The sequence below is a fragment of the Prevotella aff. ruminicola Tc2-24 genome (assembly GCF_900110895.1).
Taxonomy (GTDB): Bacteria; Bacteroidota; Bacteroidia; order Bacteroidales; family Bacteroidaceae; genus Prevotella.
Genome location: NZ_FOIQ01000001.1, coordinates 547278 through 573646 on the forward strand (window position 1 = coordinate 547278; position 26369 = coordinate 573646).

19 protein-coding genes are annotated in these 26369 nt (G+C 53.1%); 8 read left to right on the forward strand and 11 right to left on the reverse strand.

Annotation, left to right across the window (positions count from 1 at the left end; genetic code table 11):
- Positions 1–36: 36 nt before the first annotated feature.
- The 11 genes from BMY63_RS02370 to BMY63_RS02420 form a co-directional block, all read right to left on the reverse strand.
- Entirely contained in the window at positions 37–195 is a 159-nt protein-coding gene (locus tag BMY63_RS02370) for a DUF4295 domain-containing protein (protein WP_072289871.1), read from the reverse strand.
- A gap of 12 nt (positions 196–207) precedes the next feature.
- Positions 208–399 (reverse strand): 50S ribosomal protein L33, encoded by a 192-nt coding sequence (rpmG, locus tag BMY63_RS02375; protein ID WP_091899568.1) that lies wholly within the window; start codon positions 397–399, stop codon positions 208–210.
- Positions 400–403: 4 nt separating this feature from the next.
- Complete coding sequence (gene rpmB / locus BMY63_RS02380; protein ID WP_013063140.1) at positions 404–667, reverse strand: 50S ribosomal protein L28; 264 nt, start codon at positions 665–667, stop codon at positions 404–406.
- Positions 668–784: 117 nt separating this feature from the next.
- On the reverse strand, positions 785–1300 hold the full coding sequence (locus tag BMY63_RS02385) for a CinA family protein (protein ID WP_091899569.1): 516 nt from the start codon (positions 1298–1300) through the stop codon (positions 785–787).
- 22 nt (positions 1301–1322) lie between these two features.
- Positions 1323–2348: a tRNA (adenosine(37)-N6)-threonylcarbamoyltransferase complex transferase subunit TsaD gene (gene tsaD, locus BMY63_RS02390; protein ID WP_091914465.1), complete on the reverse strand. Its 1026-nt coding sequence runs from the start codon at positions 2346–2348 to the stop codon at positions 1323–1325.
- A gap of 14 nt (positions 2349–2362) precedes the next feature.
- The gene (map, locus tag BMY63_RS02395; RefSeq protein WP_091899571.1) at positions 2363–3229 is read right to left on the reverse strand and encodes a type I methionyl aminopeptidase; all 867 of its coding nucleotides are present in this window, start codon (positions 3227–3229) and stop codon (positions 2363–2365) included.
- A gap of 135 nt (positions 3230–3364) precedes the next feature.
- A complete protein-coding gene (locus tag BMY63_RS02400) occupies positions 3365–4177 on the reverse strand; it encodes a hypothetical protein (protein ID WP_091899572.1) in 813 nt (270 codons plus the stop codon).
- Positions 4178–4203: 26 nt separating this feature from the next.
- The gene (locus BMY63_RS02405; protein ID WP_091914467.1) at positions 4204–5922 is read right to left on the reverse strand and encodes a C69 family dipeptidase; all 1719 of its coding nucleotides are present in this window, start codon (positions 5920–5922) and stop codon (positions 4204–4206) included.
- Between the two features lie 8 nt (positions 5923–5930).
- Positions 5931–6779, reverse strand: coding sequence for a carboxylating nicotinate-nucleotide diphosphorylase (gene nadC, locus BMY63_RS02410; protein WP_091914469.1), 849 nt, complete (start codon positions 6777–6779; stop codon positions 5931–5933).
- Positions 6780–6817: 38 nt separating this feature from the next.
- Positions 6818–7312 (reverse strand): outer membrane beta-barrel protein, encoded by a 495-nt coding sequence (locus BMY63_RS02415; RefSeq protein WP_091899575.1) that lies wholly within the window; start codon positions 7310–7312, stop codon positions 6818–6820.
- A gap of 28 nt (positions 7313–7340) precedes the next feature.
- Entirely contained in the window at positions 7341–8798 is a 1458-nt protein-coding gene (locus BMY63_RS02420) for a carbon starvation CstA family protein (RefSeq protein ID WP_091914471.1), read from the reverse strand.
- A 111-nt stretch (positions 8799–8909) separates the two neighbouring features.
- On the opposite strand from BMY63_RS02420, the gene BMY63_RS02425 reads away from it, so the two are divergent.
- The 8 genes from BMY63_RS02425 to BMY63_RS02460 all read left to right on the forward strand — a co-directional run bounded on the left by BMY63_RS02425 (position 8910) and on the right by BMY63_RS02460 (position 26355).
- Entirely contained in the window at positions 8910–10373 is a 1464-nt protein-coding gene (locus tag BMY63_RS02425; protein ID WP_091914473.1) for a glycoside hydrolase family 10-like protein, read from the forward strand.
- Between the two features lie 75 nt (positions 10374–10448).
- Positions 10449–11702, forward strand: a complete 1254-nt coding sequence (gene uxuA, locus BMY63_RS02430) for a mannonate dehydratase (RefSeq protein WP_091914475.1) — start codon at positions 10449–10451, stop codon at positions 11700–11702.
- Between the two features lie 33 nt (positions 11703–11735).
- Complete coding sequence (locus BMY63_RS02435) at positions 11736–13322, forward strand: mannitol dehydrogenase family protein (protein WP_091914477.1); 1587 nt, start codon at positions 11736–11738, stop codon at positions 13320–13322.
- Positions 13323–13947: 625 nt separating this feature from the next.
- A complete protein-coding gene (locus BMY63_RS02440) occupies positions 13948–15387 on the forward strand; it encodes a tagaturonate reductase (RefSeq protein WP_091914479.1) in 1440 nt (479 codons plus the stop codon).
- Positions 15388–15419: 32 nt separating this feature from the next.
- A complete protein-coding gene (gene uvrA, locus BMY63_RS02445) occupies positions 15420–18299 on the forward strand; it encodes an excinuclease ABC subunit UvrA (RefSeq protein ID WP_091914482.1) in 2880 nt (959 codons plus the stop codon).
- A 2-nt stretch (positions 18300–18301) separates the two neighbouring features.
- Entirely contained in the window at positions 18302–20323 is a 2022-nt protein-coding gene (locus BMY63_RS02450) for a DUF5686 family protein (RefSeq protein ID WP_091914484.1), read from the forward strand.
- A complete protein-coding gene (locus BMY63_RS02455; protein WP_091914486.1) occupies positions 20317–23544 on the forward strand; it encodes a UvrD-helicase domain-containing protein in 3228 nt (1075 codons plus the stop codon). Before BMY63_RS02450 ends, BMY63_RS02455 begins: the two co-directional genes overlap by 7 nt.
- Positions 23545–23580: 36 nt before the next feature.
- Positions 23581–26355, forward strand: coding sequence for a PD-(D/E)XK nuclease family protein (locus BMY63_RS02460; RefSeq protein ID WP_091914488.1), 2775 nt, complete (start codon positions 23581–23583; stop codon positions 26353–26355).
- The last annotated feature ends 14 nt before the right edge of the window (positions 26356–26369 follow it).

Below are 26369 nucleotides of genomic sequence, written 5' to 3' on the forward strand. Positions count from 1 at the left end.
TTGACTTGCGACCTCTTATTTTATCTAAAAAAATAATTAGTTCTTGAAGAAGTCCTTAACGGCCTCGTTGGGAACCATCTGCTCATCAAAGACATAAGCACCCGTCTTCGGGCTCTTCACCATCTTGATTACCTTTGTGTAAGCGCGACCATCCTTAGAGCCTTCATGGAGGGTAGCGACGGTTTTCTTTGCCATACTTCAGTCGTATTATTTAATTTCCTTGTGAAGAGTCATCTTCTTCAGGATGGGGTTATACTTCATCAGCTCCATACGCTCCGGCGTATTCTTGCGATTCTTTGTAGTCACATAGCGGCTTGTACCCGGCATGCCACTGCTCTTATGCTCAGTGCACTCCAGAACCACCTGTACGCGATTACCCTTTGCTTTCTTGTTTGCCATGTTCTTAGTCTCCTATCACTTTAATGTCCTTCCAGTCCACAAATCCCTTGGCAACAGCCTGCTTCAGGGCGGCGTCAAGACCTACCTTGTTAATCATACGAAGACCAGCAGCGCTAATCTTCAACTGAATCCAGCAGCCCTCTTCTACGTAGTAGAATTTCTTGCTGAAAAGGTTTACGTCAAAGCTTCTCTTCGTGCGGTGCTTTGAGTGAGACACATTGCAACCTATCTGTGCCTTCTTTCCTGTAATTTGACAAATCTTAGACATTTCTATCTACTTTTTCTTGTTGTTTACACTTACTTATTCCAAACAGGGTGCAAAATTACACATTTTAATTGATATTCAATTCATTGCCCGATTGGAAAAACAAAGAATTAATGTTTTTTAACCTTCTCGGACGGGTCTGGGGGCATCTTCGTCTTTGAGGAACTGCAAAAACATCTCCATCGCGTTGTTGGTCGCGATGGCCAGATTAATGTCGCGTCCGAAGTCCTGTTCCACCTTCTTGGTCACCACATGATCAGGTGTACCGCAAGCCAACCAGATGGTCCCCACAGGGATATCCTTTGTACCCCCCGTAGGACCTGCGAATCCTGTGGCGGCGATGGCGTAGTCGGTCTCCAGAGCCTTGCAGGCGCCCCTCACCATAGCGATGGCAACTTCCTCACACACAGCCGTTTTCTCTTCCAGCACCTGCGGATCCACACCCAGCAGACGCTCCTTGATCTCGTCGACATATGAGATGATGCCGCCCTTAAAATATTTCGACGCACCAGGTACGGCGATGATAGCCTCTGCGATACGTCCACCCGTACAACTCTCCGCTGTACCTACCGTTCTCTCAGTCTCCCAGAGGATCTCACTGATCTCCCTACTGGTTATCTTACTTCCAAAATCCATATCTCCAACTTGTTATTGTCTGCTATTTGAACGTGACCTTCGAGAAGGCCGGTGCGTCGATCCCACAGAACACCTGATCCAGATACTTGTAATACCCCACGATACCGATCATGGCAGCATTGTCTGTCGTATAACTAAACTTCGGTATATAGATCGTCCAACCGTATCGTTTCTCAGCGTCATAGAACGCATTGCGGAGTCCGTTGTTCGCACTCACGCCACCAGCCACAGCCACATGCGTCAGCCCCGTCTGTTTCACGGCCTTCTTCAGTTTCTTCATCAGGATGTCCACGATGGTCCACTCCAGCGAGGCAGCGATATCCTCCTTGTGGTGCTCGATGAAGTCAGGATCCTCAGCCACCCATTTCTGCATGGAATAGAGAAACGAGGTCTTCAGTCCCGAGAAGCTATAGTCCAGATTCGGGATGTTCGGCTCAGCAAACTTAAACGCCTTCGGGTTTCCCTGACGCGCCAGACGGTCGATGATCGGACCACCCGGATACCCCAGTCCCATCACTTTCGAGCACTTGTCGATGGCCTCACCAGCCGCGTCGTCGATGGTCTGTCCCAGCACCTCCATATCGTTATAGGCATTCACCTTCACGATCTGCGAGTTGCCGCCACTCACGAGCAAACACAAGAACGGCATGGGCGGCTGATGCTGATCGTCCTCCGACTCCTTGATGAAATGCGCCATCACATGTCCTTGCAAGTGGTTCACGTCGATCATCGGAATACCAAGAGAACGTGCAAAGCCTTTAGCAAAACTCACGCCGACAAGCAACGAGCCCATCAGGCCCGGTCCCCTCGTGAAAGCCACCGCCGACAACTGTTCCTTCGTGATTCCAGCCCGTTTGATCGCCTGATCCACCACGGGCACCACGTTCTGCTGATGGGCACGCGATGCCAGTTCAGGCACCACCCCACCATACGCCTCATGCACAGCCTGCGAGGCCGTCACGTTCGAGAGTAGCACACCATTCTTCAGAACGGCTGCCGACGTGTCGTCACAACTCGACTCTATACCTAATATATATATATCACCCATCTCAAACTTCAAAGTTAGTACGTCAGTACCTCCACACCATGATCCGTCATCACCAGCGTATGTTCCCACTGCGCACTCGGTTGCTCATCCTCAGAGATCACCTCCCAGCCATATGGGTCATCAGCATCGATAAACACACGCCATGTGCCCATATTGATCATCGGTTCAATCGTAAAGACCATTCCAGGCACAAGCAGCATGCCCGTTCCCCGATGACCGTAGTGGTTCACATCGGGCTCCTCATGGAACTTCAGTCCCACACCATGCCCGGCCAGGTCACGCACGATGCCATAGCCATATTTCTTACAGTGTTTCTCTATCGCATGACCGATATCCCCCACAAAACCGTAGGGCTTAGCGGCCTCCATACCGATCTCCAGACACTCCTTCGCCACACGTACCAACTGTTCCTTCTCGGGAGTTGTCTTTCCGATAATAAACATTCGCGAAGCATCGGCATAATATCCATCAAGGATCGTCGTAAAGTCCACATTGATAATGTCGCCCTCTTCCAGCACATCCTCCTCCTTAGGGATACCATGACACACCACCTCATTGATCGATGTACACACCGACATAGGGAAACCTTCGTAGTTCAAACAGGCTGGGATAGCCCCGTTTTCCTCGCAAACCTGTCTGCATATCCGGTCTATCTCCAGTGTGTTCATGCCAGCCTTAATCTCCTTGGCCACCGTGTCGAGCACAGCGGTATTTACGACGCCTGCCTTGCGGATACCTTCTATCTGCTCTGGCGTCTTGATCAGGTCACGTGTAGGCACCAGTTTTCCTTTGTTCTCCCAGTACATGATGGTCTTATCCATCTCCGTGGGTTCCTGTCCTGACAAACAGTGCCAACGCCTTTTTTGATTCCTTACAGTCATTCTCTCACCTTATTATTAAATAAGTGGGTGCAAAGTTACTTCAAATCAAGCGAAAAACCAAATAAAACGAAATATATTTTGTCGTCGTATCACACTGTCAGACATAAGAAAAGGGGATCGCCACTCCCCTTAACCTTATATCTTTTTCCTCGATTTCTTTTTCTTGATCTCTTCACCCCAGTTCAGTTGGTAGGTATAACCACATTGCGGGTTTGGTATTTCAATATAATAACGACTCGTTTTCCTTTGAAATCTCACCGTCTCTTTCTTATCAACCACATTCACTGTTTTCCCATCAATGGGAATCATGATGAGTTCAGCATCAGGGGCTGACTGCTTACCTATCAATTTGATATCAAAGACCACCTGTTTAATAGGTGTGTTAACTCGACAAAACTGCAAATCTCTACAGTTCGTTCCGTTCATTTCTATCGAGAACTCCGCTATTTCACCTTTCCGTAATGGTTTCTTGAAAAGAATCAGAATGACATCCCATCCGTCTTCGTTCTTAGGCAATATCTTATATGAGATGTCGTGTGTCGAAGAGCTTACATTTGGTTTATCACTTTGTCCCAAAACGCTGTATCTATACTTAATGTATTTTAATTTATAAACTTTACTTTCGATAGTTCTTGTAAATAAACAATAATTCTTCCCATTGTTATCACGACGATCGTAAACTACAGATAGGGTATGGTAGTCTTGGTCTGAGTCCTGATCATTTGTTTTCGGTAGATTCTTTTCTCTCGAATAACGATAATATCTAACAATATAACTAACCGCATATGATACGACAACCACAAACAAAGCAATTAATACAGAATAGCCTGATTTAGCTTTTTCAGCTATATAGTATACAGGTAAACCTGATAATATATAAAGAATATTATGCCAGTTACCTAATATTTGTGGGCATTCTTTCCAAAAGTCTGGTTTACTATTGTCCATGGTTGTCGTCAATGATAACGTAAAGACTACTTCTTCTCTTCGACGGGAACAAGGAGCTTGTCGCCGGTCTGCTTCAGCAGTTCACGGGCATAAGGCTCCGGGAAACCAGGACGGGTAACACGGGCACCGCCGCCATACTGGTTACGCTTGAAGGCACCATTCTCGTCGGTTGGCTTCACGGCCATATCATTGTACTTCACGATCAGGAAGAAGGCGAGCTTCTGCCAACGGGCGATCATCTCATCACCCTTCCGACAGCTATAGTCCGTCAGGAAGGCCACACGCTCAGACTCAGGCAGTGCCAAGGCCTTTGCCTCAATCTCCGGCTGAAGACGCTCATAGGAAGCATCCAGTGAGTCGCGCACTTCCTTCAGCGACGGGAACATCATCGAATAACGAGGATATACCATATTACTGACCCAGTTGCATACCCAGAAAGCGTTGTCCATAGAGAACGTCACATCGTCGGCACCTTCCCCAGAGAAGCACTTAGGTCGACGGGTGATACAACTGTACATCGGTGTGTAAGCCACCATATTCCCGTCGTCATTGCCGAACCAGAAGCAGGCACCTACCTCACGAGGCAGAGAACTGCGCATCTGTGAGATGAACGACCAGGCTGTCTGCTGGGTAGAGATGGGGCGCTCGTTGAACACCTCCTTACCGTCGACCTTGAATGAGAGCGGAGAAGGACGGTAAGGCATCTGATAGATACCGCCACCGATATTCGTGTCCAAGGCGAACGGTGTTCCCTCATAATGATCGCGCATCGCATCACGGAGATCCTGAAGACCCACCTTCTTGTTCGGGATAATCCATAGCGGCATCTCCTTGGTGTCCTTCTCGATACCGGCAGCATAAGGCAGGTATTCGGAGAAATCGTCGCTGAAGCGGTTGAAGAAGCTCCACACACGGGTCTCACAATAACGGCGGCCAGAGAAGTCGGGCTTGGCGTAGGCAGCGTTGTAGCTGAAGTCGGCATCCTTCCCCTCATACCACCCCATCGTACGAGCGTAGCTGACCACGTTGTCGCTATACACCACAAGGTTAGGGACGGCCTTCTTGCCATTAACAGGATACTTCTTCTGCAGGTCCTTCATCTTCACCTGTACATAACGACCATCGAGGAATTTCGTGATACGACTCTGATTGGCGTGAGCGGCAATCGCATCATCAGGAATACGCACAGCCACCCAGACGGTACGACCGGCCTCCTTCGAGCGGTCAGGACCACAGCCCATCATCTCCAGCATCCACGCTTCATCCTTGTCGGCCACGGAGAAGGTCTCTCCCTCGGAATAGTAACCATACTGCTCTACTAACGAGGTCATGATCTGCAAGGCCTCACGAGCAGTCTTTGCACGCTGCAAGGTGATATAGATCAGCGAACCATAGTCGATGATACCTGTCGAGTCGGCCATCTCCTCACGTCCGCCAAAGGTGGTCTCACCGATCGTCACCTGCCACTCGTTACTATTGCCGATAACGTTCCATGTCTCAGGTGCTTCCGCAATCTCGCCCAAGTATTTATTGGTGTCCCATTCATAGACCTTACGCATGTCGCCGGCAGCATGCTTGGCTGCCGTATAATGATAGAGAGGCATGAAAGCACCATATGAGTCAGCATTATAAGTCACGAACACCGACCCGTCGGCCGAAGCCTTCTTTCCTACGATAAAATTTGTACAGGCAACTGCACTGGCGCTCACCAGCACCAGACCGGCCATCAGTAATATCTTCTTCATCTTTTTGTTTAGCAAGCTTTAAATGACATATCAAGTCCCTTTACCGAATGAGTAAGGGCTCCCACAGAGATATAATCGACGCCCTGCTCGGCATAGTCGCGGATGGTATCATAGGTGATTCCCCCACTCGACTCGGTCTCATACCGACCACCGATGATATCCACCGCCTTCTTCGTGTCGGGCACAGAGAAGTTGTCGAGCATGATACGGTCCACACCACCATGATCGAGCACCTGCTGTAACTCGTCGAAGCTACGCACCTCAATCTCGATCTTCAGGTCGAGGCCCTTCTCCTTGAGATAAGCATGACAACGATCGATGGCGTTGGTGATACCACCGGCGAAGTCCACATGGTTATCCTTCAGCAGGATCATATCGAAGAGTCCGATACGATGGTTACAACCGCCGCCGATCTTCACGGCCTGCTTCTCAAGCATACGCATGCCCGGGGTGGTCTTCCGGGTGTCAAGCACCCTCGTACGAGTTCCTTTCAGGCGCTGCACATACTTGTCGGTCATCGTGGCGATACCACTCATGCGCTGCATGATATTCAGCATCAGGCGTTCTGTCTGAAGCAGAGAACGTATCTTTCCAGTAACGATCATGGCGACATCGCCTTTCTTCACTCGTGCCCCATCCTGCATCAGCACCTCCACCTGCATCTCGGGGTCGAAGCGGTGAAACACTTCCTTAGCGATCTCCACACCTGCGAGGATACCATCTTCCTTGATGAGCAGGCGCGACTTTCCCATCGCGTCATCAGGGATACAACAAAGGGTGGTATGATCACCATCACCGATATCCTCAGCAAACGACAGATCAATCAGTCTGTCAACAAGTTCTTCTACACTCAGCATATACCTTTATACTTTTTACTTTATTTACCTTCTTATTTTTAGAAATACAGTCCGAAGCCCACACGGACACCAAATCCGCGATTACCATGACTCTCTGTGCTGTACTCATAATACGCCTCCGGCTCAATGGTGATATGGCGCGAGAGGAAGTAGGCATAGCCCACGTTCAGTTCAGGACGGAAGTCATCACCACCCCTATGCAGATAGTTGCACAAGGCTCCCACATAGACGCCACAGCTCTCGAAATAGTATCGGATACCGGCACCGACCTTGATAGAACTTGAGCAATCTGTCTGAGCATTATATCCCAATGTACCGGTAATCATCCAGTCGTCTGTGAAGAAATAACCGGCCTTCGCATCCACGTTCAACGACATCTCTGTCGACTTATGCCAACTCAGGTCAAGACCAGAGGCCGAAGCGCCGATATACCATTTTCCTTCGTAAAACACATTCTGCGGATCATTCAGGTATTGTGCATTCGCACTGATCGCCATGACCAGGGCGACAACTGTCATTGCTAACTTTTTCATAAACCTTTTCCTTTTTTTTTATTTATTACTAACTTTTGATTGTTCTTTTATACCATACGGTAAACCACACGACGGCCACGACAAGACACGCCAGTCCCAGTCCATAACCCACACATGCCGGCAGATGGAAGGCCTGCTTCGACACGAAGAGGAACGTGGAGCAGACGGTCGTCATGAAGAGTGCCGGAATCAAGGTGATCCAGAAAGGCTTCTTCTGCCGTACCAGATAGACGGTAAGCGTCCAGAGCGTGAATACCGACAGGGCTTGGTTCGACCAACCGAAATACTGCCAAATAGTATTGAAGCCGTCCGGGTTCTCGATCTGCCAGACGAGCATGGCGATAGAGCAGGCGAACATCGGCACACAGATATACAGTCGTTTCGGGATAGGACGCTGGTCCATCTTAAGCCACTCGGCTACGATCAGACGACCAGAGCGGAAGGCCGTATCTCCAGAGGTGATAGGAGCAGCCACTACACCCAGCATCGCCAGGACGGCACCAACCACACCCAACCAGTCGTTGCACACCAGGTTGACGACGGCAGGAGCTGACGTATGGAAGCCATTGGTGGCGGCCTCGATCAACTCATAGCCGGGGGCTGGGTTACCATAGAAGAACCAGGCCGACACGGTCGCCCAGATGAGGGCCACGATACCCTCGGTGATCATCGCACCGTAGAAGATGGGGCGCCCCATGCGCTCGCTCGCCATACAACGGGCCATCAGTGGACTCTGCGTGGCGTGGAAACCGGAAATGGCGCCACAGGCCACAGTGATAAACAGACAAGGGAATATCTGGTCCGTCCACTTATCCGGTTCTGTGGCAGCACCCATATTATAGAGGTTCGTCCAGAGCTCAGGCACTGTGGGCCAATGCAGGAAGAGCCAGACCATCAGTGCGCCCGCCATAAACAGCAGCGAGAAGGCGAACAGCGGATATACCTTACCGATGATCTTATCGATAGGCAGCATCGTAGCAATGATATAATAGGCAAAGATAATAATGACCCACATCATCGTCTCACCGCCAATGGAATGCAGGATCTCTGCCGGCGAATAGACGAACACCGTACCTACCATGACAAGCAGCAACACCGTGAACACCAGCATCACGCTCTTCGTGGTCTTACCCAGATAATGACCGATCAGCTCCGGCAGTCCAGCACCCCCATGACGCATGGAGAGCATGCCCGAGAGATAGTCGTGGGTGGCTCCGGCGAAGATACATCCGAAGACGATCCACAGGTAGGCCACAGGTCCGAACTTCGCACCCATGATGGCACCGAAGATTGGTCCTGTACCAGCAATGTTCAGAAACTGAATCATGAAGATCTTCCAGTTGGGAAGCACGATATAATCCAACCCGTCGGCTTTGGCAACGGCAGGCGTTACACGGCCATCAGGCGCGAACACCCGTTCCACGAAGCGTCCGTATAAGAGATAGCCCAACACAAGAGCAACAAGGCTCAACACAAAAGAAATCATTGTCTGAAAATTATTTTATGAATCTTTTGCTTGCAAAAGTAATGTTTTTATTTGAGAAATGGAAAAAATCTGCTAACTTTGCACCAAAAAATTTATAGAAGACGTTTTATTTTGAAGACAATCATACGCATAACCCTTATCCTTCTGCTGACGCAGACCCTATTCGCACAGACTCCCAAACACGAAGTAAGAGCCGTCTGGCTCACCACCATCGGCGGCATCGACTGGCCACACTCCTACTCGCCCACCCAACAGCGACAGGAGATGATTGCCATCCTGGACCAGTTGCAGCGCGCCAATATCAACACCGTACTCTTCCAAGCGCGTGTCAGAGCCACCACGGTCTTTCCCTCGACCATGGAACCGTGGGACGTGTGCGTCACCGGGACCCCTGGCACCTCGCCAGGCTACGACCCGCTGCTGTTCTGCATCGACGAGTGCCATAAGCGAGGCATGGAGTGTCATGCGTGGATCGTTACCCTGCCCGTAGGCAAATGGAACACTGACGGTTGCCGACGGATGCGCTCACGCTTCCCGGGACTGATACGCAGGATCGGCGAGGAGGGTTACATGAATCCGGAGATGCCACAGACAGGCGACTATCTGGCGCAGTTCTGCCGCGAGGTCACCCGTCGTTATGATGTCGACGGCATCCACCTCGACTATATCCGTTATCCAGAGACATGGAAGCTGAAGGTAAGTCGGCAGCAGGGGCGCCAGTACATCACTGACATTGTCAGGAAAATTAGCACACAAGTCAAAGCCGAGAAACCCTGGGTAAAAGTGTCCTGTTCACCTGTCGGCAAGTTCGACGACCTGAGTCGTTACCAGAGTGCCGGTTGGAACGCCTACACAACGGTCTGCCAGGATGCCCAAGGGTGGCTGCGCGACGGACTGATGGATGCGCTCTTCCCGATGATGTATTTCCAGGGCAATCACTTCTTCCCGTTCACTGTTGACTGGAAAGAACATAGCTATGGACGCATCGTGGCTCCCGGACTGGCCATCTATATGCTTCATCCGAGGGAGAAAGACTGGAGTCTGGACATCGTCCAGCGAGAGATGGGTGTGCTGAGGGAGCAAGGACTCGGATGTACGTTCTTCCGTTCTAAGTTCTTTACCGACAATACAAAAGGGATCTATTCGTTCACGAGACACTTTAACCGATACCCCTCGCTCATCCCACCCATGACATGGGCTCGTCGCCAAGCGCCCAGTCCTGTCAAGGTCCTTCAGGTCAAACGAGGCATGACGACCGACCAACTGTCCTGGTATGGGGCCAAGGACCACTCCGGAGCCGACTACCTATTATATAATGTATATGCCTCCGACACCTATCCCGTCGACACCCGTGAGGCGCGCAACCTCCTTGTCACCCGACAGAGAGCATGCTCACTCCATGTGCCCCACCAAGGGCGCACCCTCTACTATGCCGTGACCGCCGTCGACAGATACGGCAACGAGAGCGCCCCACTGGATCATGGGAAGGATATCGATAAAGCGCATAAACCTCTGGACACCCGTCAGCTCATCGTCGGGAAATCACCCGGAATGAACAAATACAAAAGAAAATGAGCTAAAAAGACAACTGCTTTTACCGGGAAATGACTAATTTTGCACCCATTCTAACAAATATAAAACAAATCAGATATGGAAAGAACATGGAGATGGTTTGGCAAGAAAGACAAGATCACACTTGCCATGCTCAAGCAAATCGGTGTAGAGGGCATCGTCACAGCCTTGCACGATGTTCCCCTCGGAGAAGTATGGACGCGTGAGAAGATCCGCGACTTGCGCGAATACATTGAAAGCTACGGCATGCGCTGGAGCGTCGTAGAGAGTCTGCCCGTGGTGGAGACGATCAAATACGGAGGACCAGACCGCGACCATCAGATCGAGGTCTATAAGGAGTCCCTGCGCAACCTCTCCGCAGAGGGTATCCACTGCATCTGCTATAACTTCATGCCTGTGCTCGACTGGGCACGCACCGATCTGTTCCACAACAATCCCAACGGTTCCACCAACCTCTACTTCAACTATGCCGAGTTCGCCTACTTCGACATCTATATCCTGAAGCGTGAGGGTGCCCGTGAGGAATGGGCGAAGTTCCAGTTCCCCGAGGGTGTCGGTGCAGGGCGTAACGTACTGGCCGAGGCCGACGAGCTCGCCAAGACGATGACCCCGGAGAAGGATCATGCGCTGGTCGATACCATCATCATCAAGACACAGGGCTTCGTGTCGGGTAATTTCAGCGAGAACGACGAGGCACCGATCCAGAAGTTCCGCGACTTCCTCGATCTCTACAAAGGCATCGACAAGGCCCAGCTCCGTGCTAACATGAAATACTTCCTCGAGGCCATCATGCCGACATGCGAGGAATACAATATGAATATGTGCGTACATCCCGACGACCCCCCCATCGAGGTGCTCGGTCTGCCGCGTATCGTTCGCACCGAGGAGGATATCCAGTGGTTCCTCGATGCCGTGCCCAACAAGCACAATGGTCTCACCTTCTGTGCGGGTTCACTCTCGGCCGGAGCTTATAACAACGTGGTGGAGATGGCGAAGAAGTTCGCCTCACGCACCCACTTCGTGCACCTGCGCTCCTGCCATATCTTCCCCAACGGCGACTTCACGGAGGCTTCGCACCTGGGTGGTCGTGCCGACCTCATCGAACTGTGCCGTATCTTCGAGAAGGAGAACCCAGCACTGCCCATGCGTGTCGATCACGGTATGACGTTTACCGACGAGCCTGGTGGCATCATGGACGAGTCGAGTCACGGTCATAATGCCGGTTACACCCTTCTGGGACGTATGTTCGCCCTCGGACAGGTGCAGGGCATCCTCGCCACCGTCGACCGCGAGCTCGGCATCCCATACAGACAACCCGGATTCTTCGACTGATTCTGTATCTCTGTGTTGTAAAATTGTTATATTATGAGACTGAATGATATTTTTAGCGGCAACTACAACGCCGCAGAATGGGAAGCCAAGGGATACCAGCTCCCCAAATTCGACATCGCAAAGGTACGTGAGAAGACTGCCAAAGAGCCCACATGGGTACACTTCGGCGGCGGCAACATCTTCCGCGCCTTCCCTGCCGCCATCCTCAACGATGCCCTGAACACAGGCAAGTACGATCGTGGCGTCATCGTGGCCGAGACCTTCGACTTCGAGGTTATCGACAAGGCCTACGCGCCTTACAACAACCTCTCGCTGCTGGTCAGTCTGCAGTCGACCGGCACCATCGAGAAAAAGGTGATAGCATCAGTGACCGAGGCCCTGAAGGCCGATCCGCAGTTCGACGACTGGAACCGTCTGGTCGAGATCTTCCGGAACCCGAGTCTGCAGATGATCTCGTTCACCATCACCGAGAAAGGCTATACCTACAACGAGACCGATCTCGCCCGAGGTCTGAAGCCCCTCTTCGCCATGGGTAAGGTCTGCGCCCTGCTCTACGAGCGCTGGAAAGCCGGTCAGCTGCCCCTCACCATCCAGTCGATGGACAACTGCTCGCACAACGGCGACAAGGTGAAGGCCGGCGTCTTCGCCTATGCCGAGCGCTGGGTGCAGGATGGTCTGACAGACCAAGCCTTCCTCGACTACCTGAAGGACGAGACGAAGATCACCTTCCCCTGGTCGATGATCGACAAGATCACACCCCGTCCTCACGAGAGGGTCAAGGAGATGCTGGCCGCCGACGGCTTCGCCGACAACGACTATATCGAGACCGAGAAGCACACCTTCACCGCTCCGTTCGTGAACGCAGAGGAAGTGCAGTACCTCGTCATCGAGGACCACTATACCAACGGTCGTCCCCCGCTCGACCTCGGCGGTGCCCTCTACACCACCCGTGAGACGGTGGATAAGGTTGAGACGATGAAGGTGACCACCTGTCTGAACCCGCTCCACACAGCGATGTCCATCTACGGTTGTATGCTGGGCTACACGCTCATCTCTGCCGAGATGGCCGACGAGGATCTGCGCCCGTTCATCCAGAAGATCGGTTACATGGAGGCCATGCCGGTGGTCACCGACCCCGGTGTACTGAACCCCTACGAGTTCATCGGTGCCGTCATCAACCGTCGTCTGCCCAACCCGTTCATGCCCGACGCACCGCAGCGCATCGCCTGCGACACCTCACAGAAGCTGCCTATCCGCTTCGGTGAGACCATCAAGAAGTATATCGCCCGTGGTCTCGACCTGTCGAACCTCGTGCTCATCCCTCTCACCCTGGCAGGCTATGCCCGTTACTTGAAAGGTATCAAGGACGACGGCACGGCGTTCGAGCCCTCTCCCGACCCCATGCTGGCGGAGATGCAGGCCATCGTCGCTCCGCTCGAGATCGGCGAAGCCGATCAGGACTGGAGTCCGCTGAAGCAGCTCTACAGCCGTAAGGATGTCTTCGGTGTCGACCTCTACGAGGCCGGTCTCGGTGCTCAGATCGAGGGAATGGTCAAGGAGCTATATGCCGGTCCTGGTGCCGTCCGCGCCACCCTCCACAAATACGTCTCAGCTAGATAAAAGAAGTATTTATCTTTACAAATAGACGCTCATAACTCGCATATTCGTCATCCCACCTCAGATGGGGCACGAATATGCGAGTTTTAAGTATTCTGCACAACCGCCTGATACTATGACATTTACGTTCATTCTTGCACTACCCCCAGTTTTCACTCAACGAGATAGGGCCCATGAGGCATTCAGATAAGGTCCACGAGTGTAAGAGATAATCCCTATACCCCCTAAGAGATTATCCCTTTCAGTCGTAAATGCCATCCCTTTGAGTCGTAAAGCCTATCTCGTTGATTGAAAAGAGGCGGGTTTGACGCCCATAAGCCCAATCTTCGTCGTTATCAGTCCCAAAAAGGGCTTCTAAAGTCTCCTGTTCCGTTCTATTTCACATTATATGGCAGTCAGTTTTTTAGGCCATTTTTCATGACAAGACGAATCATCGCACTCTACCATCGTCAGAGTCCCTGTCAACAGGCCCTCGGATGACCGTATGGGATTACGATTATTTTAACGTAATATGACACTCCAGATTTGGCGGTCTCGTATTATTTCCGTATTTTTGCACTCGCATATTTCCCAAAAGGGAAAAAACAAGAAAACGAGAAGAGAACAACTAAAAAACAATCAATTAAAAATGAAACCACTAAACAAACAATTTGCCCCTAAGAGTGTGATGCCTGAGAAGGTGATTCAGTTCGGAGAAGGAAACTTCCTCCGTGCCTTCGTCGATTGGATTATCTGGAATATGGACCAGAAGACCGACTTCAACGGAAGTGTCGTCGTCGTACAGCCTATCGAGAAGGGTATGGCAGATATGCTCAATGGTCAGGACTGTCTGTACCACGTGAACCTGCAGGGGCGTGAGAATGGTCAACCCGTGAACACACTGGAGCGCATCGACGTCATCAGTCGTGCGCTGAACCCCTATACGCAGCATGCCGCCTTCATGGCATTGGCCGCCCAACCGGAGATACGCTTCGTGATTTCCAATACCACCGAGGCCGGTATCACCTTCGATCCCAGCTGTAAGATCGACGATGCACCTGCCAGTAGCTATCCCGGCAAACTGGTTCAGCTGCTGTACCGTCGTTACCAGACGTTCGGTGGCGACAGAAGCAAGGGCCTCATCATCTTCCCCTGTGAGCTGATCTTCCTGAACGGTCATGTGCTGAAGGACTGTATCTATAAGTATATCGAGCTCTGGAACCTTGGCGAAGACTTCAAGACCTGGTTCGAAGAGGCCTGCGGCGTGTATGCCACCCTCGTTGACCGTATCGTTCCGGGCTTCCCTCGTAAGGAGATCGCAGAGATCCAGGAGAAGATCGGCTATCGCGACAACCTCGTCGTACAGGCCGAGAACTTCCACCTGTGGGTGATCGAGGCCCCGAAGGAGGTGGCCAACGAGTTCCCTGCCGACAAGGCGGGACTGCATGTGCTGTTCGTGCCCTCCGAGGAGCCCTACCATAAGCGTAAGGTGACCCTCCTCAACGGTCCGCATACCGTTCTCTCGCCCGTGGCCTTCCTGAGCGGCGTGGACATCGTTCGCGATGCCTGCAACCATGAGGTGATCAGTAAGTACATCCATAAGGTGCAGTTCGACGAGCTGATGCAGACCCTCGACCTGCCGATGGACGAGTTGGAGAAGTTTGCCGGCGACGTGCTGGAGCGCTTCGACAACCCTTATGTCGACCATCAGGTGACGAGCATCATGCTGAACTCGTTCCCGAAGTTCCAGGCCCGCGACCTGCCTGGTCTGAAGACCTATCTGGAGCGCAAGGGCGAGTTGCCCCGAGGACTGGTGTTCGGTCTTGCGGCCATCATCACTTACTACAAAGGTGGCAAGCGTGACGATGGTACGGACATCACACCCAACGACGACGAGAAGATCCTGAATCTGCTGAACGAGCTGTGGGCGACGGGCGACACGCAGCAGGTGACCGACGGCGTGCTTGGTGCTGAGTTTATCTGGCAGGAGGACCTGAACAAGATCAGCGGTCTGAACACGATGGTCAAGCAGTTCCTCGACCTGATCCAGAGCGTAGGCATGCTCGAGGCCGTCAAGAGCGTCTTGTAAGAATTCACACACAGAGATACCGAATAAAGACATTGAGTAATACCATAGAGATCAAAGGGGCGAGAGTCAATAACCTGAAGAACATTGACATCAAGATTCCCCGCAACAAGTTCGTAGTGATAGCCGGAGTCAGCGGCTCCGGAAAATCATCCTTAGCCTTCGACACGTTGTATGCCGAAGGACAGCGCCGTTATGTGGAGAGTCTGTCGAGCTATGCCCGACAGTTCCTCGGCAGAATGAACAAGCCAGAGTGCGATTTCATCAAGGGCATCCCCCCTGCCATCGCCATCGAGCAGAAGGTCATCTCGCGCAATCCCCGTAGTACCGTCGGCACATCGACGGAGATCTACGAGTACCTGCGACTGCTCTATGCCCGTATCGGGCGCACCTACTCCCCCATCAGTGGCGAGGAGGTGAAGAAGCATTCTACGGAAGATGTCGTACAGAAGATGCTGGAATACTCGAAGGGCACCCGTTTCATGGTCATGGCCCCGATACACCTCCCGGAAGGACGGACACTCGAACGCCAGCTGAAGGCATACCTCCAGGAGGGCTATGCCAGGATATGGGTATCACCCGGTCCTGCCCAGGGAGGCGATGTCGTACGCATCGACGAATACCTGGAGAAGCCCGAGGCGATGGGCGATCCCGACCACCAGGAGCTCTTCCTGGTCATCGACCGTCTGTCGGCTGACGACACGAAGGACACCATCGCCCGACTGACGGACTCTGCCGAGACCGCCTTCTTTGAAGGACATGGTGAGCTGCGCCTGCTGTTCCCGCCCTCGAACATCTTCTATGATTTCTCCATGAAGTTCGAGGCCGACGGCATGACCTTCGAGGAACCCAACGACAACATGTTCTCGTTCAACTCCCCGGCAGGTGCCTGTCCGGAGTGCCAGGGCTTCGGTCGTGTCGTCGGCATCGACGAACGACTGGTCATCCCCAACACGACCCTGTCGGTCTATGAGGGTTGTGTGGTATGCTGGCACGGTGAGAAGATGAAGGAATGGAAGGAATGGTTCTGTAGACATGCCGCCAACGACGACTTCCCCATCTTCGAACCATATATGAAACTGACCCAGCAACAGAAAGACTGGCTTTGGCACGGTCTTCCCTCCGATAAGGGGAAGAAGGAGAAGCCATGCATCGACGCATTCTTCCAGATGCTGACGGAGAACCAATATAAGATACAGTACCGTGTGATGCTCAGTCGGTACAGGGGCAAGACCTCCTGTCCGGTGTGTCATGGTACACGTCTGAAACCTGAGGCCAACTACGTCAAGATCGGTGGACGGAGCATCACCGACCTGGTGCAGATGCCCGTCATCCGACTGAAGGAATGGTTCGACCGTCTGGAACTGTCGGAACACGACGCGGAGGTAGGCCGTCGCCTGCTGACGGAGATCAGAAACCGTCTGCAGTTCCTCCTCGACGTAGGACTGGGTTATCTGACCCTTAACCGTCTCTCCAACACCCTCTCCGGCGGCGAGAGTCAGCGTATCAACCTCTGTACCTCACTCGGCAGTTCACTGGTGGGATCGCTCTATATCCTCGACGAGCCGAGCATCGGCCTGCATACTCGCGACACCGACCGTCTGATCCATGTGCTGAAGGAACTGCAGTCGCTGGGCAACACCGTCGTCGTCGTCGAGCACGACGAGGAGATCATGCGCGCTGCCGACTATCTGATCGATGTCGGTCCTGATGCCGGACGACTGGGCGGAGAGATTGTCTTCGAAGGTGAGACAAAGGATATTCTGGAGACCAACAGACTGGGTGACGATGAGGCCCTGAAGAGATGGCCGAAGAGCTACACGGTGAAGTATCTGCTCCACGACGAGAAGATACCCATGCCGAAGAGTCGGCGACCGTGGAACCGGCATATCGACATCAAGGGGGCCCGCATGAACAACCTCCAGGGTATCGACGTCAAGATCCCGTTGAACGTGATGACCGTCGTCACCGGTGTCTCCGGCTCCGGGAAGTCGACCCTCATCAAGGGTATCCTCTACCCTGCCATGAAGCGTCATATCGGTGAGGTATGCGATGCGCCAGGCGAGTACCTGGGTCTGGCCGGTGACACCAGTGCCATCAAACACGTGGAGTTCGTGGACCAGAACCCCATCGGTAAGTCCACACGCTCGAACCCCGCCACCTATGTCAAGGCCTACGACACCATCCGAGAGCTGTTTGCCAAGCAACCATTAGCCCAGCAGATGGGTTTCACGCCACAGTACTTCTCATTCAATGCCGACGGCGGACGATGCGAGGAATGTAAGGGCGCCGGTGTGATCACGGTAGAGATGCAGTTCATGGCCGACCTTGTGCTGGAGTGCGAGGCCTGTCATGGTCACCGTTTCAAGAAAGACATCCTCGATGTGGCCTTCAACGGGAAGAACATCGACGACGTACTGAACATGACGATCTCTGAGGCCGTGGAGTTCTTCAGGGAGTCGGGAGCACAGGGCGACAAGGAGACAAGACAAACGACAGAGACGATCGTGAAGCGCCTGAAGACGCTCGAGGATGTGGGTCTCGGCTATATCAGACTCGGTCAGAACTCATCCACGCTCTCCGGCGGTGAGAACCAGCGCGTAAAACTGGCCTATTTCATCGGACAGGAGCGACAGGATCCGACACTCTTCATCTTCGACGAGCCGACGACAGGACTCCATTTCCACGATATCCAACGACTATTACAGGCGTTCAATGCCCTCATCGAACGAGGACACACAATACTGATCATCGAACATAACATGGAGATCATCAAATGTGCCGACCACGTGATTGACCTCGGTCCCGACGGCGGTGACAGGGGTGGCAGTCTGGTGGTAGCGGGAACACCCGAGGAGGTGGCCGCCTGTCCAGAGAGCATCACCGGGCACTATCTGAAAGAAAAACTGGAATAGCAGTGAAACACGGTCGACCATCCATCCGCACAGTCATGATGGGCATTCTCCTCACAAGCATGCCCGCCACACTGTGGGCCTGGGAAAAGACCGACACACTCATCCTGAACCGTATCTACAGCTACCAGAAAGAGCACAAGAAGGACATCAAGGGACTCGAGGACAATATCTACGTGAAATGCCGTTACCATGTGGAGAAACGTAACCCGACGCTCTGGCTCATCCCGTCGATGTACGCACTGGCCAGAGATCCACGGGAGTATATCCGTGAGTCGTACAGCAAGGTAACCATCAACAGTGCCCACGACATGACCATCAACAGACAGGTGCTCGCCGGCACCGTCCGTAGGAACAGAAACGCCATGTCGCCCCTGCTCAACTTCATCACGCCCAACATCTACGACATCGACCTGTACGACGGACATATGCTGTCGCCCTTCAACAAGGTGAACCACAGGTTCTACCGTTTCAGGCAGAGGACATTGAGCGACGGCACCACACGCATAGACTTCCGACCGAAGCTATACAACACACAACTGCTCAACGGCTATGCGATCGTAGAGACTGAGACGGGCCGTATCATCCGCACCATACTCAACGGAGAGTTCGACATGATCACGTTCCGCACAGAGATCTCACAGGAGACGGAGAGCGGCATACCCAGGAAATGCAATACCGCCGCCACCTTCCGTTTTCTGGGCAACCGCATATCGGCTATCTTCGACGCGAACTACGACTGTCAGACACCCCTGCCCGACACCATCCAGAGAGTATCGAGCCGCAGACTGATGAACAACCTGCGACCTATCCCCCTGACGGAGACAGACCGGCAGATATACAAAGCCTACGACCGACAGCATGAGAAGGATACCGTCGTCACCGACACCGTGTCGCGACACCAGCGACTGCTGAAGAAGATTTTCTGGGACACCATCGGTGAAAATCTCTTCACACCCATCGCTGCAGAAAACGGACCAGCCTCCTTCCGTCTCTCTCCGATCATCAACCCACTCTACCTCAGCTACAGCGAGCATCATGGACTGCGCTATAAGATGAGACTGCGCTCCAGATATACCTTCTCACCGCACCGTTACCTGACCTTCAACCCTACCGTCGGCTATAACTTCAAACAGCGACAGCTCTACTTCACCGCGCCGCTGCGCATGACCTACAACCCGAAACGTAACGGATATGCAGAGATCGTATACGGCAATGGTAACCGCATCAGCAACTCCTGCGTGCAGAAGGTCATCGATGAGCTGTATCCAGACTCGCTCATCGAAGATATGCGGGACATGGACAAGTTCCGCGACAACCACCTCCGGGTGTTCAATAACATCATGATTTTCCCCTGGCTCGACATCGAGAGCGGCTTCGTCTATCACCGGCGCACAGCCGTCAACAAGGCCCAGATGCGCCAATACGGCGTGGCCGACGAATACTGCAGTTTTGCACCGATGCTCGGCGTGAAGATCCAGCCTTGGACATACGGTCCGCTCCTCTCCGCCGACTGGGAGAGAGGTTTCAAGGGCATCAACCACTCCGACCTGAACTATGAGAGATGGGAGTTCGACGCCTCATGGAAGCACCATATACCAGGCCTCCGGATCCTGAACCTCCGTGCCGGCGGCGGCTTCTATACCAGTAAGGAGAAGAACCTCTTCGTGGACTTCGCCAACTTCCGCGACAGGAACCTGCCGGAAGGATGGGATGATGACTGGAGTGGGAACTTCCAACTGCTCAGGAGTCGGGAGTACAACGAGTCGGACTACTACCTCCGCGGCAATGTCTCCTATGAGACGCCGATGCTCATAGGCACATGGATTCCCTATCTGGGGAAATTCATCGAGAAAGAACGCTTATATATCAGTTCCGTTCTCCTGGAGAAGTCGCGGCCCTACTATGAGCTCGGCTACGGCTTCACCAACCGCTATATCTCCGTAGGGGCCTTTGCCAGTTTCCGGAACACCCACTTCGACAGGATCGGTGTGGAATTTGAATTTGAACTCTTCAGAAGATGGTAACCAACAAGAGAAAGCCACTGACCGTCTATAAGGCGAGTGCGGGCAGCGGAAAGACCTTCACCCTCGCCACCGAGTACATACGACTGCTCATCGAGAATCCGCAGAGCTACCGTACGATCCTTGCCGTCACCTTCACCAACAAGGCGACGGAGGAGATGAAGACCCGTATCCTCAGTCAGCTATACGGCATCTGGAAACAACTACCCGACTCTGACAAATACATGGATGCCGTGCAGAAGAGCACAGGCTTCGGAACGAAGATGATCAGTGAGCGGGCTGGCATCTCCCTCAACAACCTGATACACAACTACAACTATTTCCAGGTTCAGACGATCGACACCTTCTTTCAGAGTGTCCTCCGGAATATGGCGAGGGAACTCGACCTGACCACAAACCTGCGCATCGGCCTCAACGACACGCAGGTGGAAGAGATGGCCGTCGACCAGATGATCGAGGATCTCAGCACCACCGATATCGTGCTCCAGTGGATCATGAAGTATATTCTGGAGAGCATCTCTGACGACAAGTCGTGGAATGTGATCTCGCAAATCAAGAAATTCGGACGTACCATCTTCCGCGACGAATACAAGGAGGTGAGTGATGATCTGGAGAAGAAACTGGCAGAACCGGGGTTCTTCGACAACTACACCGCTCAGCTGCGCGAGATCCGTCAACAGACTGAAGACCGGATGAAAGAGATCGGAGAGAGTTTCTTCGACACCCTTGAGGGCGAGGGACTCACCGTTGATGATCTCGCCAAAAAGAGTCGCGGCATTGCCGGCTTTTTCCTGAAACTGCGAAAGGGTATCTTCGACCCAAGCATCGAGAACGCGACTGTAGCCAACTGTCTGGACAATCCTGAGGGATGGTGTACGAAGTCTCACCCCCAGCACGAATATATCGTCTCGCTGGCCGAGACCTCGTTGGGCAAGATCCTGCGCTATGCCGTAGAGGAGCGCCCCCGACAGTGGAGGCTCTACAAGTCGGCCGACCTCACCCTCCGTCACCTGAGTCAACTGAGACTGCTGAGCAGCATCGAGAGGAAGGTGCACGAGATCAACGAGAATGCCAACCGCTTTCTGCTCAGTAACACCCAACAGTTACTTCACTCGCTCATCGACAGCAGCGACTCGCCTTTTATCTTCGAGAAGATCGGTACCCAGCTGCATCATGTGATGATTGATGAGTTCCAAGACACCTCTACCGTACAATGGAAGAACTTCAAGGTCTTACTGTCCGATGTCATCAGTCATGAGGAAGATGGCAGTCTGATCGTCGGAGACGTCAAACAGAGCATCTACCGATGGCGGGCAGGCGACTGGCGACTGCTCAACGGTATCGAACAGCAGTTCTCTGACCAACAGATGGAAGTCAGGTCGCTCAGCACGAACTATCGCTCCGAACGTAACATCATCACCTTCAACAACACCTTCTTCCAACATGCCGTCAAACTGGAGTATCAGGGACAGAGCGAACTCAGCAAGACGGAGGCTGAAGAGCTGAACAGGGCCTATGCTGACGTGAGACAGCAGGTGCCGGACCACCGGCAGGACAACGGGTATGTTCACGTCGAACTGTTACCTGCCGACGACTATCAGCAGCAGACGCTTCAGCGGTTGACGACGACCGTCAGTGAACTGCAATCACAGGGCGTCAGTCTGCGCGATATCGCCATCCTTGTCCGTTCCAACGCTCACATCCCACTGATTGCCAGACATTTCCTGGAGGAGATGCCGGAGGTGACCATCGTCTCCGACGAGGCATTCCGTCTGGACGCCTCCTGTGCCGTCCGTCTGCTCATTCATGCCCTTCGTCTTCTTGTCCATCCCGATGACATCCTCACCAAGGCTGCCATCATCAAAAGCTACCAGACCGACATCCTGCAGACAACTGTCCGTGATCAGGAACTGCTGTTAGCTACCAACGACCTCGACAAGCTACTGCCAGAGGCTTACATCCAGCATACCGACGAACTGTTGACTATGCCTATCTACGATCTCGTGGAAACGCTCTTCACCATCTTCGATCTGGAACGGTTGGAGGAGCAGAGTGCCTATATCCACACGTTCTACGATTATCTCACCGACTATATCAAGGAGAACACCACCGATATCGAGGCTTTCCTCACCGAGTGGGATGAGACCATCTGCGGAAAGACCATCCAGAGCGATGAGACGGACGGTGTGCGTATTCTCTCCATTCACAAGTCGAAAGGACTGGAATACGGTTACGTCATCCTCCCCTTCTGCGACTGGCAGATGGAGAAGTCGGGGAACATCCTTTGGTGCCGGCCGGCCGAAGCACCGTTCTCCGACCTGCCTATCGCACCGATCGACTATAGTCAAAAGCAGATGGTAGGCACCATCTACGAAGGCGACTATATGCATGAGCATCTGCAGAACACCGTCGACAATCTCAATCTGCTTTATGTGGCCTTCACCCGCAGTCGTCGAGGACTCTTTGTCATTGGCAAGAGAGATGCCAAGAACTCCCGTTGCGCTCTGATCCAAGAGTGTCTTCCGCTTGTGGCACAGGATATGTCCGGGGCCACGCTCGAAGGTGTGGATGACGAGCAGCAGCCGATCGTCTTCAGTTACGGTGCTCTCGGCGCCCCCGGGCAGTCCGACGATCATGACGCGCCATCGCCCAATCCCTTCCTGCAGTCGCCCGCACCCATCCATATCGGCATGAAGAGCTTCAGACGTAAGGTCAGCTTCCGTCAGAGCAACCGCAGTCGTGTGTTCATGGAAGGACACGACGGAGAGGGCGCCCAGCAGATGAGTTTCATACAGACGGGTAGTGTGCTGCATGAGATATTCTCTACCATCAGGACAACCGCAGACATCCCTGATGCCCTGCAACGATTACAGTCCGAAGGGGTGCTCTATGATGATCATATCACGGCAGAGAAGATCGGAGAGATGATCAGGAAACGACTGAGCGACCCACGGGTGACCGAGTGGTTCTCGCCTGGATGGACACTCTTCAACGAGTGTACGATCCTGACGACGGAAGACGGACAGGTCAAGGAGCGCCGCCCCGACCGTGTGATGACCGACGGCCAGCGCTGGGTCGTCGTCGACTTCAAGTTCGGCTCACCCAAGCCCGACTACCCCGACCAGGTACGCGAATACATGAGTCTCCTCGCCTCCATGGGCCACCAGCACATCACCGGCTACCTCTGGTACGTCTACAGCAACAAGATAGAAGAAGTAAAGTAAGAACGTTAAGATGATATCACTCACGAAATAGTTGACATGAAAAGTTTCCTTGAACATATCGCTGAAGAGCTGCTGGAGAAGTTTGGGACGGACCTGTCGCGTATTGCGGTGGTGTTCCCGAACAAACGTGCATCGCTCTTCCTCAACGAGCATCTGGCCCGACTGGCAGGAAAGCCGCTATGGAGTCCGGCATATATCACTATCAGCGACCTTTTCCGTAGTCTCTCTCCATTAAAGGTGGCCGACCCCATCCTGCTGGTCTGCGAACTGCACCGCTGCTTCACCGAGTGCACAGGCATCGACGAGACGCTCGATCATTTCTATGGCTGGGGACAGCTGTTGTTGGCCGACTTCGATGATGTGGACAAGAACATGGCACCTGCCGACAAGGTGTTCGCCCTTCTTCGTGATATCCATGAGCTCGACGATGTGTCGTATCTCACTGATGAGCAGCGCGAGATCATCCGTCGCTTCTTCAGTAACTTCTCCGACGATCATAACACAGAGCTCAAGGAACGCTTCCTCAAACTATGGAGTCATATCGGTGACATCTATCATCTCTTCAACCGGAAACTCGCCGACCGACAATTAGCCTACGAGGGAGCACTGTACCGACAGGTGGCTACCGACAAGACGCTCCAGTTCGAATACGACACGTATGTCTTCATTGGCTTTAATCTTCTCCATCCGGTCGAACAGGAGCTCTTTCGCCGGTTGGAGCGCGAAGGCAAAGCATTATTCTACCAGGATACTGAAGACATTCCTCCACGGAGCACCACATTCATCTCCGCTCCCACAGAGAACAGTCAGGCCCGTTATATCAGTCGGTGGCTCTCGGAGAAAAACCGTATTGCCGCCGGACACCGCACAGCCATCGTCTTGTGCGACGAGAGTCTGCTGCTGCCCGTCGTACACAGTCTGCCCGACACGGTGGAGAAGGCTAACATCACGACGGGCTATCCGCTCTACCAGACACCTATCGCTTCGCTGATCTCCCAGCTGATCAGTCTGCAGACTATAGGCTATTCCCCGAAGGCGGGAAGCTATCGTCTGCGACATATCAACGCTGTGCTCCGTCACCCCTATGCCAAATATATCTCTCCCAGATACCAGGATCTGGTTCAAGAGCTGAACGCCAAAAGGATGTATTATCCGGAGATAGGGTTCCTCTCCTCTGACGAAGGACTGGCGCTGCTCTTCCAGCATCACGACACCCCTATTCTCAAATGGCTGCTCTCACTGGTCCGACATATCGCCACCAGCTATAGACAGACTGAGGCGGAGGGGCCTCTCGACACCGAGAGCCTCTTCAGGATGCACACGTTGCTCAACCGTATCAACGGGCTTGTGGTGAGCGGCGAGCTGTCCGTAGATGTGATCACCCTGCAGCGGCTTATCATGCAGCTTATCCAGACCACCACCATCCCCTTTCACGGTGAACCGATAGAAGGGATACAGATCATGGGTGTGCTGGAGACCAGAAACCTGGACTTCGACCATGTGCTGCTGCTATCCTGTAATGAGGGTAACATGCCGCGCGGGATCAACGACACCTCGTTCATTCCCTACTCCATCCGCAAGGCATATGGTCTGACAACCGTCGACAACAAGGTGGCCATCTACGCGAACTACTTCCACCATCTGCTTCAGCGAGCCAGTGATGTGACACTCGTCTATAACAACTCCACCAACGACGGTCAGACTGGAGAGATGTCGCGCTTCATGCTGCAACTGATGGTAGACGGTCGACAGACCATCACGTACCAGACGCTCAAGGCCGGACAGCAGTCGTCACTCCGTATGCCCAAACCTATTGAGAAGACCGAAGCAGTAATGGAGATCCTACGGCAACGGTTCCTCCAGAACACCGGTATTGTCAGTCCTACGGCCATCAGCAACTATCTGCGTTGTCAGCTCCGTTTCTTCTACCGATATGTCAGCAACCTGGCCGAGCCGGACAATAACGACGAGGACTTGATAGACAACCGGATCTTCGGAAACATCTTCCACCTGTCAGCCCAGAAGGTCTATGAGTACCTGATGCAACTAACGGGTGACCACATCACCGCATTAGCTATCGACGACCTGCTCAAGAACAATATAGAGATCGAGCGCATCGTCGACAATGCCTTCAAGCGTGAACTCTTCCAGATCAAGGACCCGTCGCGCCGCCTTCCTCCGCTCGACGGTCTTCAGCTCATCAACCGCGAGGTCATCATCAGGTATATCCGACAGTTGCTCGAGACAGACAAACGACTCACGCCGTTCACCATCCTCGGTCTTGAGAAAGAGATTTCCATGCCTTTGGCCATTCGTGTCAACGACCATACGGCTGATGCGCAAGATACACACGAGACAATCCTTAAGATAGGTGGGTATATCGACCGTCTCGACAGCGTCGTCGACCCAGAGACCGGTGAGGAACGCATTCGCGTCATCGACTACAAAACCGGTGCCTATCATATCAAGCCTCTGGCTGATGTCGATGCGATCTTCGATCCAGAGAACATCAAGGAGCACAGCGACTATTTCCTCCAGGCATTTCTCTATAGTCATATCATCCGTCGGGAGACTGACACAGCCGTAAGTCCTGCCTTACTGTTCATCCAGCATGCAGGCACCGACGACTACGACCCAACGCTCAAGCTGGGTAAAGAACGTGTACGGGATATAGCCACAGAAGCTCCCCGGTTCATGAAACTGCTGAACGAGACCATCTCGGATATCTTCAATGCGGATATCACCTTCATGCCAACCAATGATATGAAGCGCTGCCACACCTGTCCTTATGCGACCCTCTGTGGGAGATAAGGGCGATGCAGACT

Coding starts and splice junctions, on each gene's coding strand:
- BMY63_RS02370 (WP_072289871.1), bottom strand. CDS start 195: ATGGCAAAGAAAACCGTCGCTACCCTCCATGAAGGCTCTAAGGATGGT.
- rpmG (WP_091899568.1), bottom strand. CDS start 399: ATGGCAAACAAGAAAGCAAAGGGTAATCGCGTACAGGTGGTTCTGGAG.
- rpmB (WP_013063140.1), bottom strand. CDS start 667: ATGTCTAAGATTTGTCAAATTACAGGAAAGAAGGCACAGATAGGTTGC.
- BMY63_RS02385 (WP_091899569.1), bottom strand. CDS start 1,300: ATGGATTTTGGAAGTAAGATAACCAGTAGGGAGATCAGTGAGATCCTC.
- tsaD (WP_091914465.1), bottom strand. CDS start 2,348: ATGGGTGATATATATATATTAGGTATAGAGTCGAGTTGTGACGACACG.
- map (WP_091899571.1), bottom strand. CDS start 3,229: ATGACTGTAAGGAATCAAAAAAGGCGTTGGCACTGTTTGTCAGGACAG.
- BMY63_RS02400 (WP_091899572.1), bottom strand. CDS start 4,177: ATGGACAATAGTAAACCAGACTTTTGGAAAGAATGCCCACAAATATTA.
- BMY63_RS02405 (WP_091914467.1), bottom strand. CDS start 5,922: ATGAAGAAGATATTACTGATGGCCGGTCTGGTGCTGGTGAGCGCCAGT.
- nadC (WP_091914469.1), bottom strand. CDS start 6,779: ATGCTGAGTGTAGAAGAACTTGTTGACAGACTGATTGATCTGTCGTTT.
- BMY63_RS02415 (WP_091899575.1), bottom strand. CDS start 7,312: ATGAAAAAGTTAGCAATGACAGTTGTCGCCCTGGTCATGGCGATCAGT.
- BMY63_RS02420 (WP_091914471.1), bottom strand. CDS start 8,798: ATGATTTCTTTTGTGTTGAGCCTTGTTGCTCTTGTGTTGGGCTATCTC.
- uxuA (WP_091914475.1), top strand. CDS start 10,449: ATGGAAAGAACATGGAGATGGTTTGGCAAGAAAGACAAGATCACACTT.
- BMY63_RS02435 (WP_091914477.1), top strand. CDS start 11,736: ATGAGACTGAATGATATTTTTAGCGGCAACTACAACGCCGCAGAATGG.
- BMY63_RS02440 (WP_091914479.1), top strand. CDS start 13,948: ATGAAACCACTAAACAAACAATTTGCCCCTAAGAGTGTGATGCCTGAG.
- BMY63_RS02455 (WP_091914486.1), top strand. CDS start 20,317: ATGGTAACCAACAAGAGAAAGCCACTGACCGTCTATAAGGCGAGTGCG.
- BMY63_RS02460 (WP_091914488.1), top strand. CDS start 23,581: ATGAAAAGTTTCCTTGAACATATCGCTGAAGAGCTGCTGGAGAAGTTT.